Below are 14837 nucleotides of genomic sequence, written 5' to 3'. Positions count from 1 at the left end.
ATGTGTTTGAATGAGAGAAAGGGCTCTTTTCCCTTTCAGCAAAATGCCCTAAGATACACCTCGGATTGTCTGAAGGGCTGTTAAGGAGTTTTCAGCGATGAATCCTGAAGGGCAGGACGCGATCTTACATATTACTGTCAACCTTATCTTTTTGGTTATTGTATGGTGGAGTCTGCAGTCTTTCCGCTTCGATGTTTTTCTGCGGAATCCGGAAGGCCCGAAGGCGAAACTGCTCATGGTGCTTGTGACGATTGCGTTGAGCCACCTTGTCAGTTCGTTTTTCATTGAGTACCTGCAAGGGTCTTTGACGCTCAGGTATTTCTTTTGAGAAGCTCCCTCCATCTTCCACGTATGCCCGTGCTCTCTCCGGTGAAAATGAGAAATGAGGACGTGCACCCGGGCACGCCGGCACAGGGTGCCTTATGCTGCGACGTAAGACGACAGCCGCTTTGTCGAAAAACAGATGCAAATAGCGAACAGCCGGAAAATGGGGCGGCGAATCATCCCCCCTCCGGCATTTTTCAGGGTAATCTGTAACACGGCAGCCTGTCACGACGACTAAACGAAATAGCAAATGTAATGAATAATGGACACAAGACGAGAATGGGCACCCGTTTCTTTACTGGACAGGGCACGCCTACATGGACGAATGAATATCCATAATACAAAGATGACTGATTCTGCCTGCATGAAAACAGGCGGGACACGTCATTCTCATGCAGAAACGATACGAACTATAACGGACGCGGAGGGGAAAACGTTGGAAAAAATAGTAGTCAGGGGAGGAAAGCGGCTGAACGGAACCGTGAAAGCAGAAGGCGCAAAGAATTCTGTTCTTCCGGTTATCGCCGCCTCCCTCCTCGCTGAAGAAGGAACGAGCACTATATATGATGTCCCGACTTTAGCTGATGTATTTACAATGAAAAATGTACTGAATTATATGGATGCAGATGTGAATGTTGAAAACGGGGTATTCACGTCCAATGCAGAAGGTGAACTGACGACAGAAGCTCCATTTGAATACGTTCGAAAAATGCGGGCGTCCTTTCTCGTCATGGGACCGCTGCTTGCAAGAAAAGGGTGCGCTCATATTGCACTTCCGGGAGGCTGCGCGATTGGATCCCGTCCGATTGACCAGCATCTCAAAGGCTTCGAAGCAATGGGAGCTGTTGTGGAGATCGGCAACGGCTACATTGAAGCGAAAGTACAGGGCCGCCTCCAGGGAGCCCGGATTTATCTCGATTTCCCGAGTGTAGGAGCGACGGAAAACATTATGATGGCGGCTACTCTCGCTGAAGGAACGACCATTCTTGAGAATGTGGCGGAAGAACCGGAAATTGTGGACCTGGCGAACTACCTGAATGCCATGGGTGCCAAAGTCCGCGGGGCCGGTACCGGGACGATTCGAATCGAAGGCGTCAAACAGATGAAAGGGGCCGTACACTCCATCATTCCGGACCGGATTGAAGCAGGGTCCCTTATGATCGCCTCGGCCATTACAGGCGGAGATGTATTTGTCGAAGGTGCGATTCACGAGCATATCCGCCCGCTTGTCGCGAAGCTCCGTGAAATGGGCGTTATCATTGAAGACGAGGATAACGGTATGAGAGTAATCGGGCCGGATATTCTCCGGCCGGTGGACCTGAAAACCATGCCGCATCCCGGATTCCCAACAGATATGCAGGCGCAGTTCATGGCGCTTCTCACGCAGGCGAAAGGGACGGCTGTCATCACAGAGACCGTATTTGAGAACCGCTTCATGCATGTCGAGGAATTCCGCCGCATGAACGCAGACGTGAAAATTGAAGGAAAAACGGCCATCGTCAGCGGCCCGACCCGTCTGCAGGGAGCCGAAGTGGCAGCTACCGATCTGCGGGCCGGCGCTGCCTTGATTATCGCCGGACTCGTGGCTGAAGGGGAAACCACGTTGACCGAGCTGAGGCATCTCGACCGAGGTTATGTCGATTTCCACAAGAAACTGCAGGGACTGGGAGCCCGTGTGGAACGAGTGGAAGTGACAGAGATGGAAGAAAGCTCTTCCAAGGAAGAAAAAATACTACGTACCGTCAATCATTAAATCAACCGGGGTTGTATCAATAGATACAGCTCCTTTTTTTATGAAAGAGAATGAAACCCTGGATAGAAGTGGAAGGAAGCGGATTTGGATGCCGCCCTTGTACTCTAAAAGAGAACCCTGTGCCTGCAGACAGGCCAACACCTTCAGCGGGGGTTCCTTTTGGCTGTGATTCATCCGGCTGTGTACACTGCCATCGAAAAATAAGAACATAGTGTCCGCGGATAACAATTTGGTGGACACTGCGCCGCTGGAAACAGGAATTAATATCCTGAGGTGGAAGTCGATGGGGGCTGTATCAAAAGGTACAGCTCCCTTTTTGTGATAAAGAGAATGTAATCACGGGCAGGAGCGGAAGGCGGCGACACCTGTGGGGAATGAGGCGCTGCCCGCGGCATAGAAGACACGGTGAGCCCCGGCGAACCGATGTCGCCCTTGTGCTCTGGAGTGAAAGCGTCCGCCTGCAGCGCATGCCCAACATGTTAGCGAAGTATTTTATGTCTGGTAGTAGATTTTTGATACACCCCCATCGATCCCGCTCCGGCCGGGAACAACCGCAGTATCCCCTCCTCAACCCTTTTCAGCTATGCGTCGACACTCAATCCAGTCCTTTTTAAAAGCTATATCCCGCACAGGATTCAATCATACGCCGGAGACGTGCGGCATACATATGGAAAGTGTGTGCACAATGAAAGGAAACAGGGGGCGGTAAATGGATGAAAAAAGGAGCGTTGATCTCCGTATTTCTTTTCGTATTGTTTTTTCTTATCCCGGTGTTATTCATCAGCATAGGGGGGCCACCTGATTCATCTGGTACACAGACAACCGATACCGCACCGGAAAGCTCCGGGGAGGAGCCGCTGACCCAGCCGGCTGAAGAATCGGAACGAACCATCCCTGTATTCCGCAGTGAAACCGAAACGGTGGAACAGACCGGTCTTGAGGAATACGTGGCGGGAGTGGTTGCCTCTGAGATGCCGGTATCATTTGATATAGAAGCTCTGAAAGCCCAGGCCCTCACAGCACGGACGTACGCGGCGAAACAGATCGCCTCTCCTTCAGAAATCAACCTGCCGGACGGAGCGCTTGTCACCGATACAACGATGCATCAGGTGTATCAAAGTGAAGAAGAGCTGAAGGAAGAGTGGGGAGGAGATTTTGAATGGAAAATGAAAAAAATAAACGAAGCAGTACGTGCCACAAAAGGACAGGTCTTAACGTATGAAGGACAGCCGATCACAGCTTCCTTTTTTTCCACCAGCAACGGTCATACCGAAAATGCGGAAGATTACTGGCAGAACCCGGAGCCGTATCTGCAAAGTGTGGAAAGTCCGTGGGATACAGAGTCCCCCCGGTATGCAAATGAAATGTCCATGTCCGTGGCTGAGGTGGAACAGGCTCTTGGTATTTCACTGTCTGAAGGCGCATCCGGTACTGTTTTAAGCCGTACCGAAAGCAGCAGAGTGGAAGAAGTGGAGCTAGGCGGGGAAACATTTTCAGGGCGTGACATCCGGGAGGAACTGGAGCTCGATTCCACTGATTTTACCATCAGCCGCCAGGGAGATAAGATGATTTTTGCAACGAAAGGTTGGGGACATGGTGTCGGGATGAGCCAGTACGGCGCGGATGGCATGGCTGATGAAGGAAAGACATATGAGGAAATTGTGAAGCACTATTATAAGGGGGTTGAAATAGCAGGACTGTCCTGAATGTCCCCCTTTAGAAAAATTCGAATAAAAAATCCGCATTCAAAGGTATAATTTTCCTCACTCCTGATCACAATGGGAGCTGAGGTGATAATCATGAAAAATAAGGAAAAACAGCAAGCCGCAGCAAGAGAACGCAGAGGAATGAAGGACAGACTACGGACTTGGTCAAAACAAAAATGGTTCTGGCCGGCTGCTTACTTGAGTGTCTGCGCCTTTCTGCTGGGGACGTACTTTGTCATCCAGAGTCCAACCGGCACAAACCAGGCGGAAGAAGAACAACCTCCGGCACAAGAGCAGGATGCAGGCGAAAATGAAGGAACGATGGAAGGCGAAGACAGCATGCCCGCCGCTTCCGGAGACGAGACGCTGCAGATGCCGGTGATGGACGAAGATAGTGTAGATATTATTGGGTATTATTACGATCATGACGCTTCAGCTGAAGAACAGCAGGATTCTCTCGTATACTACAATGATATGTACTATCAGAACAAAGGGATCGATATTGCCGGTCAGGACGAAGAATCGTTTGAAGTCACGGCGGCCGCGACGGGTGAAGTAGTAAACGTAGAAAATGATGAGATTCTCGGACAGGTTGTGGATGTTAAACACACCGATAACATCGTCACTTCCTACAGTAGCCTTCAGGATATAAAAGTGGAAGAAGGCGATACGATTACGCAGGGTTCTGTTTTGGGCGCAGCAGCTGAAAATCTCTATAACAAAGATGCAGGCGTTCACGCTCATTTTGAAGTACGCAGAAACGGAGAGCCGCTTAATCCGGACGAAGCCTTTCATCAACAGCTTACGGCATTAAGCAGTGACAGTGGAAACAAGGAAGAAGAGCAGACAGCACGCGAAGACGAAGGGGATGACTCAGAGAACGATGAGGAAGAATCGTCCGGTCTGGAGGAATTCCCTATCCTGGACGGCGATGACGGTAACGAAGATAACGAGAATGAGAATGGATAAGTCAGAGACGAAGTAACAGGGAGAACGCCCGGACGATGCTGCATGAAGCAGCTGACATCGTCCGGGCTTTTTGTGATAGTAGCTGCACCGGGATATTGGCGCGGCTTTCACTTTTTCAAGTAGAAAACAGCAACACACGAAAATGTCACAATATGTTGAAAAATAATTGAACATTATGTGAAAAAAGAATTGACTGACATAAGGAATGTTTGAAATAATTTGTACTATAACAACATAAAAGGTGAGGTTGAACAGATCATATGATCCGCCTCACAAAGCATCCTTTAGAAAAGGAAGGAGGGTGACCATGGGTATTCTTATTGGGTTCTGGGTCCTTGCCATTGCAGCGATCATCGGCATGTTGAAATGGAAGAAGCCGATTCTTCTTGCCGCGCCGTTTGCTGCTATGGGTGTGTACATTGTTATTCAAATTGTGATGGTGCCGCTTCCGTTGTGGGAAACGATCCAGATGATCATGGGAATGCGGTAGATGACAGGGATTTTTTGAAAGCGATTACATAGAGGAGGGGGGCAGGGTTGTTTTCAGGAGTAACCATCCATGCAGCACGCGGGACATACTAAACGGAGGTGGATACATTGCGGAAAGTAGATAAGAAGACGGCAGAGGCATATTTTCGTATGCGGACAAGATTGATTATTATCTTTTTGAGCATAGGTTTTGTCGTATCGTTTGGCGTAGCGGCATTTGCAGAGTTCTTTTCCCAATTTAAATTTCTGGGCGTGGAATTTCATTATTATATGGGTTCGCAGGGAGCAGTGATTGTTTTCATTCTCTGCCTGTTTTTGAATGCCGTATTCAGTGACCGGATTGACAAAAAGTATGGTATCGATGACACGGCAAATGCTGCTGTCAGTGACCAGAAACATACGCAGGAATAAAACGCAGCACGTTATAGAAGAGAGGGGAATGAATATATGGATTCGCAGATGCTTGTGTCCCTTGGACTTATTTTGGTTACGTTTGCTCTTTATATTGGTATCTCTATATATAACAGGGCGAGAGCAACATCGGATTTTTACGTAGCGAGCCGTGGTATTCCGCCAATGTGGAACGGTATGGCGATCGGCGGCGACTGGATGAGCGCCGCGTCCTTTATCGGAATGGCCGGCACGGTTATGGCTCTTGGCTACGATGGACTGCCCTATATTATGGGCTGGACGGGAGGATTTCTGCTTCTCACATTTCTGCTTGCTCCGCAGCTGCGTAAATACGGACGGTTCACCGTGCCGGAATTTATCGGGGACCGGTTCGAAAGCAATACCGCCCGGTTGATTGCTGCGATTGCAACCGTTATTATCAGTTTCACCTACATTATCGGACAGTTATCCGGTTCTGGTGTGGTGATAGGCAGGCTGTTTAACATACCCGCGGCATATGGAACGATGATCGGCGTTGTGATCATTGCTATCTATGCGACGCTTGGTGGAATGAAAGGGGTTACCTGGACGCAGGTGGCACAATATATGATTCTTATTGTGGCTTATATCATTCCCATTGTATTCATGTCTTTGCAGATAACAGGTAATCCATTGCCTTGGCTGACATATGGAGAGATTGTCGATGACATAGGACAAATAGACCGGCAGCTCGGATTGTCGGAATATTTCGCTCCATTTACAGAAAGTGATAAAAGCCAGTTTCTTGCCTTGATGTTCACATTAATGGTTGGTACATCAGCGCTTCCGCATGTTATCGTCCGCTTTTTTACAGTCAGCACGATGAAAGCGGCGCGCTGGAGCGGTGCCTTTGCGCTGCTCTTTATCGGCATTCTTTATTTGTCGGCTCCTGCCTATGCTGCATTTTCGCGTTTCATTTTAATGACCCGGGTTGCCGGAAGTCCCATGGACCAACTGCCGGCCTGGACGGAAAGCTGGGTGAATACAGGTTTGCTGCAGACGGCCGATAAAAACGGAGACGGTATTCTGCAGTGGACAGAGCTGTCTGTAGGGGAGGACATCGTTGTGATGGCGACGCCGGAGATTGCCGAGCTCGGATTGTTTGTCATCGGTCTCGTTGCCGCCGGCGCAATGGCGGCTGCCCTATCGACAGCGGGGGGACTTTTGATTACCATTTCCTCTTCCTTTGCTCATGATATCTATTACCGCTTAATGAAGCCGGATGCATCGGATGCAAAGAGACTCCTGGCAGGACGAATCGCGATTGTCCTTTCGACCGTCATTGCCGGACTTGTGGCTCTGGATCCACCGGGTGTGATTACCCAGATTGTAGCGTGGGCCTTTGCGCTGGCGGGCGGAACGTTCTTTCCGGTTCTGTTCCTCGGCATATGGTGGAAACGGATGAATACCCATGGTGCCATTGCAGGAATGCTCGCAGGGCTGGGCTGTACCCTTGGCTATATTTTCCTTGCTATGAACGGCATCACGCTTCTGGGGATTCAGGACACCGGCGCCGGTCTGATCGGGGTGCCGATCAATTTCCTCGTTTGTGTGCTTGTATCTAAAAACACGCCGGCACCACCGCAGCGTCTGCAGGACGATGTCATCGATTTACGCTATCCGGAACAGATGACGTACAAAGACGGGGAAGTATGGATAAACGACGGAAAGTAAAATGAAACTCCGAAGCTTACAGCTTATTCTGGAAATCAGCGGCGTCCTGCCGCTGATTTTTTCATTATTTCCTGGGAAATGATGTTTTTTATCGCTGTTTGTCAGAGTGCGTGATAATTTCATGGGCGGGAATGGGACACGTGCCGTTGATCTTCTGATGCAGCATCCAGCACCACTCCTTTCTTTTCGAGTTCTCTTACACGGCCCCTGTATGTAATAACCAAATTTTCTGAATGAAATATCCGGCTGCAAAACGCCGTATTCTAGTCCGCTCCCAGCCTCTTCATCAGTCTTTAACCCTTGTCCTATCAGACTTTTTGGTATATCCATCGCTCTTGTTTAATAAACTGTATTAATTCACCAAGATTGCGGTAGGAGGCGAGTGGTGTGCATGATTACATCAAAGAGCGAACGATCAGGATGGCACGGTATGTTGTCGAAACGCGCAAGACAGTGCGGGTGATAGCAAAAGAATTCGGCGTTTCCAAGAGTACGGTCCATAAAGATTTAACCGAACGACTGGAAACCATTAACCCGGAACTTGCCGAAGAAGTGAAGTTTGTCCTGGATTATCACAAATCCATTCGTCACCTGCGCGGCGGAGAAGCTACGCGCACGAAATATGAGAACGACCGGAAAAGTATGGAAACAGAACTCACTCTTTAATCCTTTTGTCAAAAGGCTGTCTGAAAAGAACAAGCTTCTTCATTTTTGGACAGTCTTCGAAAAACAAATCCCGAAGAAGAACGAGGATATATTCCGCTGGCTGATAAAATATGATAAAATCATACAATAGAGACTAACGTTTGATATAAAAGAGCATGGACCATATCAATTGATGTTATACTAACGGATAAAGTCATCCATTTTTAAAGACCGCTCACAATCGACGAGGAGGAATATAAGCCATGTTTGGCAGGGATATCGGCATAGACTTGGGAACCGCAAACGTATTGATACATATTAAAGGACAGGGCATTGTACTGGATGAGCCTTCGGTCGTAGCGATGGACCGAAAGAGCGGAGATGTTATGGCTGTCGGAGAGGAAGCCTTCCGTATGGTGGGCCGCACCCCGGGCAACATCATCGCAACAAGACCGATGAAAGACGGTGTGATTGCCGACTTTGATCAGACAGAAGCCATGTTAAATCATTTTCTTGTAAAAGTGAATGCCAAAAGCATGATGTCCAAGCCGAGGATATTAATCTGCTGCCCGACCAACATTACATCTGTCGAGCAGAAAGCAATCATTGAAGCCGCCGAAAAAAGCGGCAGCAAGAATGTATTCATTGAAGAAGAACCGAAAGTGGCCGCGGTCGGTGCCGGTATGGATATCTTCCAGCCGAGCGGGAATATGGTAGTTGATATCGGCGGCGGCACGACCGATGTAGCAGTTCTCTCGATGGGATCTGTGGTTACGGCGAATTCCATCAAAACAGCGGGAGATCAATTTGATCTGGATATTTTAAATTATATCAAGAAATCATATAAGCTTCTAATCGGCGACCGAACCGCAGAAATGGTGAAAAAAGAGGTGGCAACAGTCGCCCCGAACGGATCCAACCGGGAAATGGAGATCCGTGGACGGGACATGGTGAACGGCCTGCCGCAGACCATCACCATTAATTCACAGGAAATATACGAGGCGCTGACCGAATCGGTGAACCACATTGTTCATGCGGCGAAAAATGTTCTTGAACAGACACCGCCGGAACTGTCGGCGGACATTATTGACCGCGGAGTTATTCTCACCGGCGGCGGGGCCCTTCTGCACGGCATAGATGAACTGCTCGGTGATGAACTCGGAGTACCGGTCATCATTGCGGAGGAACCGATGAATTGTGTGGCGAATGGAACAGGTATTATTCTCGAAAACCTTGACAAAATGGCAAACAAGAAAGTCAAGATCTAGAAAGGAGTTCGAATGATGCTGAGAGGTTTTTACGGCGCAGCGTCCGGCATGCTTGCCCAGCAGCGGAACACGGAAATGCTTTCTGAAAATTTATCAAACATTAACACTCCCGGATTTAAAGCAGATCAGGGGTCCAACCGTACATTTCCGGAAATGTTAGTCCAGGCTCAGAACGCAGGCAGCACGCCCGGAAGCCGTCCTGCTCCAATGGGGGAGCTTGCCACAGGTGTCTACATGCAGGACCGGACTCCGAACTTTAGTCAGGGAGACCTCCGTGAGACCGGAAATACAACAGATGCTGCGATCTGGCAGGGCGAAATGCCTGAAGGCGAAGATGGTGAACCAGGGTCGCTGTTTTTCACAGTATCCAATGCCGACGGGGAGGAACGTTACACCCGAAATGGTAACTGGACGGTAGATGGCGAAGGTTTTCTGACGACAAGTCAGGGTCACTATGTGCTGGGAGAAGACGGGGATCCGCTTGAAGTCGGTAATGAGAATTTCAACATCAATGAAAATGGTGTTGTCACGGATGAAGACGGAGCAGAAGCCGGCCAGCTGGGTGTAGCCTATGCGGAGAATGCCAATGACATGGTGAAAGAAGGCAGCGGTCTTCTCCGTCTTGAAGCAGAGGACGGGGCAGAGGAACTTCCAACCGCAATAGGAGCAGATGGAGTCGGCTATACGATAAGTCAGGGCTCTCTGGAACGTTCCAACGTCGATCCGGGGCAGACGATGACAGAACTCATGAATTCCTACCGCATATTCGAATCCAATCAGCGCATGCTCCGGACCTATGACCAAAGCATGCAGCGCGCGGCAAATGAAATCGGAAGTCTGAGATAAACAGGTTGAAGGGGGAGAGACACTATGTATGGATCGGTATTGTCCTCGGCCAATACGATGGGGCAGCTGCAGCAAAAGCTTAACGGCATTTCCAGTAATCTTTCAAACAGTAATACGACCGGCTATAAGCGGAGTGAAACCACTTTTTCAGACATGCTTTATCAACAGACCAATAATCTGCAGGATGAGCGTAATGAAGCAGGCCGTCTGACACCGGATGGTCTGCGTATCGGAACGGGAGCGGGAGTTGCACAGACTGCCCTGCGGATGGAACAGGGAGCACTTCAGAACACGGATCGTGAACTGGATTTTGCGATTACGGACAAAGATCAGTTTTTCCAGGTGGAATCGATGACAGACGGGGCTCCGGAAACACAGTATACACGAGACGGTTCGTTCTACCTGTCGGAAAATCCGGAAGAGCTGGACGGATGGACACTCGTTAATAATCAGGGCGATTATCTACTTGGAGCAGATGGGGAAAGAATGGATGTTCCAGCTGGAGCAAGCAACTTTACCCTTCAGGAAGACGGAACCCTTGAAGCAGTGAACGAGGCAGGAGAAGACATTGAAATCGGACAGATGGAACTGGCCCGCGTTACCAAGCCGCAGCTTCTCGAGCAGGTGGACGGCAACAACTATGCGCTGCCGGAGCTTGGTGAACTTGGACTGGATGAAGCTGATGTGCTGGAGTTTGTACCGGGAGCTGCAGAAGCAGTGAAACAGGGGTCACTCGAGCAGTCTAATGTTGATGTCGGTCAGGCCATGACAGATATGATGACCACCCAGCGTCAGTATTCCTTTAACGCACGTGCAATTTCACAGGGAGACCAGATGATGGGTCTCATTAACAGCCTGCGCGGCTGATATGAATCCGCGTATGGAAGTATAATGTTACGGAGTTAAAATCATGACTTATAATGAAGATAGACCACAAAGTCAATCCAGGCAGGAACGAAGGCTGGAAAAAGAACAGGAGGAAAAGGATGCCGGCAGTGTCTCCAAGAAGGAGCGCCGAAAGGAACGCATCCGGATGGTCCCGATCTGGGCCAGACTTCTGATCATTCTTGCCGTTCTCATTTTAAGCCTCCTTGGCGGACTCGTCACAGGGTATGCCATCGTAGGGGAAGGAAACGGCCTCGAGGTGTTGAGATGGGGCAGCTGGGAACGGATGTTTGAATTTATCCAGGGAAACTAATCCACCGCCTTCGATTGTAAAATATTGCAAAGTACAGCCGGCAAGGAGGAAGACATGCTCTCCAGTGAAGAAATCAAAGAAATTATCCCGCACCGCTACCCGTTCCTTTTGGTAGACCGGATTACGGATCTGCAGGAAGGGGAGCGGGCAGCCGGGTTCAAAAACGTATCAGCGAATGAAGAATTTTTCAACGGCCATTTCCCGGATTATCCCGTGATGCCGGGTGTGCTGATTATCGAAGCACTGGCACAGACCGGAGCGGTTGCTATTTTGAAAAAAGAAGAAAATCAGGGAAAACTGGCTTTTTTTGCAGGTGTAGAGAACTGCCGCTTTAAATCCCAGGTCAAGCCAGGGGACCAGCTCATTCTTGAAACAGAAATCACCAGATTACGTGGAAAGATTGGAAAAGGAAAAGGCACGGCAAAAGTCGACGATACCGTTGTCTGTGAGCTGGATCTGATGTTTGCCATCCAGGATCCGGAAGAATAAAGGAGGTCCAGTCATGAAAGCAGTATGGATAGGAGTTGTCCTGTTTGTGGTGGTGACGCTTGCAGCTACTGTAATCGGCGCCTCGCATTCGAAACCGGGTGACATCATCGCGCCGGTTGTGGGAAGCATGGTAACCAGTGCGATTCTTATTGGACTCATGACATGGGAAAACAAAAAGGAGCTGTCCTGACGAGGACAGCTCCTTTTTTTGGATAAAGTATGCGCAAGGGACGGGGGAAGGTGCGTTTTTCGATCGATTCGGCGATTTTCTTGATCGATCCGCGCGTTTCTTGATTGATTCTCGGGCGAAATGGAATTTTCTCGATTAATTCTCTGCATTTCTCGATTGATTCTCTGGATTTCTGCATCGATTCGGTGGGAGATTGCATTACCGAGGCCGCCCCTGAAGCGGGAAAGGGAAGATTGGTGTTTCCTGATCGATTCTCCGGATTTCTCGATTGATTCTCGAGATGTCTGCATCGATTCTCCCAATTTCCGTCGCCGGATGCCATCAAGCCGGTCGCTGCTATGCTCTCAGCAGCCGCATGCTGTTGAGAATGACCAGCAGGGCGGCGCCGGTGTCGCTCAGCACCGCCATCCACAGCGTCAAGAATCCTGGAAAAATGAGCACGAGCGCAGCGGCTTTGGTCAGCAGCGAAAACCAGATGTTCTGCTTAATGACTCTTAAAGCTCTGCGGCTGAGACGGATCGTGCGCGGCAGTTGCTCGAGATTATCGGCCATCAGCACAATATCGGCGGTCTCCATCGCGGTGTCGGTGCCCGCGCCTCCCATGGCGATGCCAAGATCAGCTGACGCGAGAGCCGGAGCGTCATTGATGCCGTCTCCTACCATCGCGACACGTTTCCCTTCCCGCTGCAACGAGTGAACAGCGCTTACTTTATCTTCCGGAAGCAACTCATCAAAGGAACGGTCCACTCCGGTTTCTTCGGCGATTCGTTTGGCTGTACCGCGGTTGTCCCCGGTCAGCATCGCCGTCTCGGATATCCCTGTTTTTTTCAAGGCCTGAACGGACTGAACTGTTATATCACGAATCGTATCGCGGACGGCAATCATGCCTAGAACGTGGGAACGCGTGCCGACCACGACCAAGGTGTTTCCTTCCTCCTGCATGGCTTGAATACGATGTCCGGCGTCCTCCGGCATGGAAATCTCCATCTCCTGAAACCAGGCCGGACTTCCGGCAAAATACTCGACATCATCGATAACAGCGGAAGCCCCTTTTCCTGCCACCGACTGAAAATCACGTCCCTCCCCTGCCGGAATTCCGCGTTCCCCGGCATACGCTGTCACTGCCGTGGCGATGGGATGGGTGGAATGTTCTTCAATCGTACGCGCCGCGGCGATTAACTCTTCTTCCGTGCCGCGAAGCGTGTGCACGCCGGCCACTTTTGGCTTTCCTTCCGTTAACGTACCTGTTTTATCAAAAGCCATGCTCTCTATGATCCCGGCTTTTTCCAAAAAAGTGCCGCCTTTGATTAACACGCCGTTCTTGGCGGCATTTCCGATAGCCGAAACGATGGCCACCGGGGTGGAAATCACGAGGGCGCAAGGGCAGGCCACCACGAGCAGCGCCAATCCCTTATAGAGCCACTCCCCCCAGGCACCGAACCCGAGGAGCGGAGGAAGAACCATGACAGAAACAGCGAGTGCGAACACAACCGGGGTGTAAACAGCGGCGAACCGGTCGATAAACGCTTCCATCGGTGCTTTTTTCTCCTGGGCCTCTTCCACAAGATGAATGATTCCCGCAATGGTCGTATTCTGCACGAGTTTGGTCACCTTGATTTCCAGCGAACCGCTTTCGTTGATGGTGCCGGCATACACCGTACTTCCCTCCTGTTTGTCCACAGGCAGCGATTCTCCGGTGATGGGAGCCTGATTAATACTGGAGGCCCCTGTTACCACCTCCCCGTCGAGAGGAATTTTCTGCCCGGGCTTTACAACGAGAATCTCCCCGACTCCGACATCTTCCACCGCTTTACGAACCTGCTGCCCCCCGGAGAGAACAACCGCTTCATCCGGAGCAAGATCCATCAAATGGCGGATGGAAGTTCTCGTGCGTTCCATGGAACGGTTCTGCAGCGCATTCCCCAGCGCAAACAGCCATACCACCATCGCCCCTTCAAACCATTCCCCCATCAACGCAGCACCGATCACAGCAGCTGCCATCAGCACATTCATATCGAGGGAACCACTTTTTGCAGCGAAGAACGCACTTTTCGCCGGCTTGTATCCCCCAGCGGCAATGGCAGCGGCATACAGAGCAGTAATAAGAAAAGCAGGAAGAGCTGTAAACGACCCCGCAAAACCAAGCATGAGAAAAATTCCGGACAGTGTGGTGCTGGAGAGCCGTTTTTTCTTCGTGTTCTCCTTCGCAGCGTCTCGAGATCCATTGTCCAGAGAAGCATCGAAACCGACTTTTTGTACTTCCTGGATCATTTTCTCCGGGCTGGTGGAGTGGTGGACCTGCATCTTTCCGGCAGCAAAATTCACCTGCACGTCCTGTACATCCGGCACATTCCTGATATGCTTTTCAATGGTCTTTGCACACGACCCGCAGTCCATGCCTTCGACGTTGTACGTTTCTTTTTGAGTATCTTCCATCCTGCTGCTGCTTTCCTGCGCACTGCCGCAGCAGGCTGTTTGTTTTTCTTTCTCCACCTGACTCATACGCTCTCCTCCTGTACATGCATTCATTCAAATCATCGTTTGATTGTTACGTTTTAGTGTATGATTCAAGGGCATGAAAGTCAATATTCAAATGAATATTTGAATGAAAAAGGAAGTCCATCGGCTTGTAATGAGGTGAATTTGGCTTGTAAAAGGGACGCTGTGGCAGGTAATGACGAATGCGGCAGGTATTCCTGCGGCTGTGGCAGGTAAACGACTCATTTTGGCTTGTAAATGAACGCAATCGGCAGGTAACGGCACTCGACTGCCGCCGGCATAATGAAAAGACAGCGCCTATGCTGTCTTTTAGAAACAAGCAGGAGTCGAAACAATAAAAAAGCCGGCCCTTGTAAAA

Annotated in this window: 16 protein-coding genes; 15 read left to right on the top strand and 1 reads right to left on the bottom strand. The window is 50.1% G+C overall.

Translation table 11 applies throughout. The features are described from left to right. Positions 1-97 precede the first annotated feature (97 nt). The 14 genes from ACFSUB_RS16435 (at position 98) to ACFSUB_RS16370 (ending at position 11980) form a co-directional block, all read left to right on the top strand. Positions 98-328, top strand: coding sequence for a DUF1146 family protein (locus ACFSUB_RS16435; RefSeq protein WP_090926432.1), 231 nt, complete (start codon positions 98-100; stop codon positions 326-328). Positions 329-760: 432 nt separating this feature from the next. Then, positions 761-2077 (top strand): UDP-N-acetylglucosamine 1-carboxyvinyltransferase, encoded by a 1317-nt coding sequence (gene murA, locus ACFSUB_RS16430; RefSeq protein ID WP_380714366.1) that lies wholly within the window; start codon positions 761-763, stop codon positions 2075-2077. Between the two features lie 713 nt (positions 2078-2790). After that, positions 2791-3783, top strand: a complete 993-nt coding sequence (gene spoIID, locus ACFSUB_RS16425; protein ID WP_380714365.1) for a stage II sporulation protein D — start codon at positions 2791-2793, stop codon at positions 3781-3783. Positions 3784-3876: 93 nt separating this feature from the next. Next, positions 3877-4752, top strand: a complete 876-nt coding sequence (locus tag ACFSUB_RS16420; protein WP_380714364.1) for a peptidoglycan DD-metalloendopeptidase family protein — start codon at positions 3877-3879, stop codon at positions 4750-4752. Positions 4753-5059: 307 nt separating this feature from the next. Then, a complete protein-coding gene (locus ACFSUB_RS16415) occupies positions 5060-5242 on the top strand; it encodes a hypothetical protein (RefSeq protein ID WP_380714363.1) in 183 nt (60 codons plus the stop codon). A 107-nt stretch (positions 5243-5349) separates the two neighbouring features. Then, a complete protein-coding gene (locus ACFSUB_RS16410) occupies positions 5350-5652 on the top strand; it encodes a DUF4212 domain-containing protein (RefSeq protein ID WP_380714362.1) in 303 nt (100 codons plus the stop codon). 36 nt (positions 5653-5688) lie between these two features. Next, entirely contained in the window at positions 5689-7344 is a 1656-nt protein-coding gene (locus tag ACFSUB_RS16405) for a sodium:solute symporter family protein (protein WP_380714361.1), read from the top strand. A gap of 387 nt (positions 7345-7731) precedes the next feature. Further along, complete coding sequence (gene spoIIID / locus ACFSUB_RS16400; protein WP_380714360.1) at positions 7732-8010, top strand: sporulation transcriptional regulator SpoIIID; 279 nt, start codon at positions 7732-7734, stop codon at positions 8008-8010. Between the two features lie 242 nt (positions 8011-8252). Beyond that, on the top strand, positions 8253-9257 hold the full coding sequence (gene mreB / locus ACFSUB_RS16395) for a rod shape-determining protein MreB (RefSeq protein ID WP_380714359.1): 1005 nt from the start codon (positions 8253-8255) through the stop codon (positions 9255-9257). A 12-nt stretch (positions 9258-9269) separates the two neighbouring features. After that, positions 9270-10103, top strand: coding sequence for a flagellar hook-basal body protein (locus ACFSUB_RS16390; RefSeq protein ID WP_380714358.1), 834 nt, complete (start codon positions 9270-9272; stop codon positions 10101-10103). A gap of 24 nt (positions 10104-10127) precedes the next feature. Further along, complete coding sequence (locus tag ACFSUB_RS16385) at positions 10128-10970, top strand: flagellar hook-basal body protein (RefSeq protein WP_380714357.1); 843 nt, start codon at positions 10128-10130, stop codon at positions 10968-10970. A gap of 43 nt (positions 10971-11013) precedes the next feature. Next, entirely contained in the window at positions 11014-11301 is a 288-nt protein-coding gene (locus ACFSUB_RS16380; RefSeq protein ID WP_380714356.1) for a DNA-directed RNA polymerase subunit beta, read from the top strand. 54 nt (positions 11302-11355) lie between these two features. Further along, positions 11356-11790: a 3-hydroxyacyl-ACP dehydratase FabZ gene (gene fabZ / locus ACFSUB_RS16375; RefSeq protein ID WP_380714355.1), complete on the top strand. Its 435-nt coding sequence runs from the start codon at positions 11356-11358 to the stop codon at positions 11788-11790. A 13-nt stretch (positions 11791-11803) separates the two neighbouring features. Further along, positions 11804-11980 carry a hypothetical protein gene (locus tag ACFSUB_RS16370; RefSeq protein WP_380714354.1) on the top strand — a complete coding sequence of 59 codons (177 nt, stop codon included), beginning with the start codon at positions 11804-11806 and terminating at the stop codon, positions 11978-11980. Between the two features lie 336 nt (positions 11981-12316). Here the strand turns inward: ACFSUB_RS16370 and ACFSUB_RS16365 are convergent, their stop codons facing one another. Continuing rightward, a complete protein-coding gene (locus ACFSUB_RS16365; protein ID WP_449329211.1) occupies positions 12317-14482 on the bottom strand; it encodes a heavy metal translocating P-type ATPase in 2166 nt (721 codons plus the stop codon). 179 nt (positions 14483-14661) lie between these two features. Between ACFSUB_RS16365 and ACFSUB_RS16360 the strand changes: the two genes are divergently transcribed. Then, positions 14662-14817, top strand: a complete 156-nt coding sequence (locus ACFSUB_RS16360; protein WP_380714353.1) for a hypothetical protein — start codon at positions 14662-14664, stop codon at positions 14815-14817. Positions 14818-14837 lie beyond the last annotated feature (20 nt).

Source organism: Salibacterium lacus (assembly GCF_042684865.1).
In the GTDB taxonomy this organism is placed as follows: domain Bacteria; phylum Bacillota; class Bacilli; order Bacillales; family Marinococcaceae; genus Salibacterium; species Salibacterium lacus.
This window is presented reverse-complemented; position numbering and strand designations above follow the sequence as displayed.

Bases quoted from the DNA above. Each gene is read 5' to 3' on its own strand.
- ACFSUB_RS16420 (WP_380714364.1), top strand. From the start codon at position 3,877: ATGAAAAATAAGGAAAAACAGCAAGCCGCAGCAAGAGAACGCAGAGGA.
- mreB (WP_380714359.1), top strand. From the start codon at position 8,253: ATGTTTGGCAGGGATATCGGCATAGACTTGGGAACCGCAAACGTATTG.
- ACFSUB_RS16415 (WP_380714363.1), top strand. From the start codon at position 5,060: ATGGGTATTCTTATTGGGTTCTGGGTCCTTGCCATTGCAGCGATCATC.
- fabZ (WP_380714355.1), top strand. From the start codon at position 11,356: ATGCTCTCCAGTGAAGAAATCAAAGAAATTATCCCGCACCGCTACCCG.
- ACFSUB_RS16405 (WP_380714361.1), top strand. From the start codon at position 5,689: ATGGATTCGCAGATGCTTGTGTCCCTTGGACTTATTTTGGTTACGTTT.
- ACFSUB_RS16380 (WP_380714356.1), top strand. From the start codon at position 11,014: ATGACTTATAATGAAGATAGACCACAAAGTCAATCCAGGCAGGAACGA.
- ACFSUB_RS16435 (WP_090926432.1), top strand. From the start codon at position 98: ATGAATCCTGAAGGGCAGGACGCGATCTTACATATTACTGTCAACCTT.
- ACFSUB_RS16370 (WP_380714354.1), top strand. From the start codon at position 11,804: ATGAAAGCAGTATGGATAGGAGTTGTCCTGTTTGTGGTGGTGACGCTT.
- ACFSUB_RS16385 (WP_380714357.1), top strand. From the start codon at position 10,128: ATGTATGGATCGGTATTGTCCTCGGCCAATACGATGGGGCAGCTGCAG.
- ACFSUB_RS16390 (WP_380714358.1), top strand. From the start codon at position 9,270: ATGATGCTGAGAGGTTTTTACGGCGCAGCGTCCGGCATGCTTGCCCAG.
- ACFSUB_RS16365 (WP_449329211.1), bottom strand. From the start codon at position 14,482: ATGAGTCAGGTGGAGAAAGAAAAACAAACAGCCTGCTGCGGCAGTGCG.
- ACFSUB_RS16360 (WP_380714353.1), top strand. From the start codon at position 14,662: ATGCGGCAGGTATTCCTGCGGCTGTGGCAGGTAAACGACTCATTTTGG.
- spoIID (WP_380714365.1), top strand. From the start codon at position 2,791: ATGAAAAAAGGAGCGTTGATCTCCGTATTTCTTTTCGTATTGTTTTTT.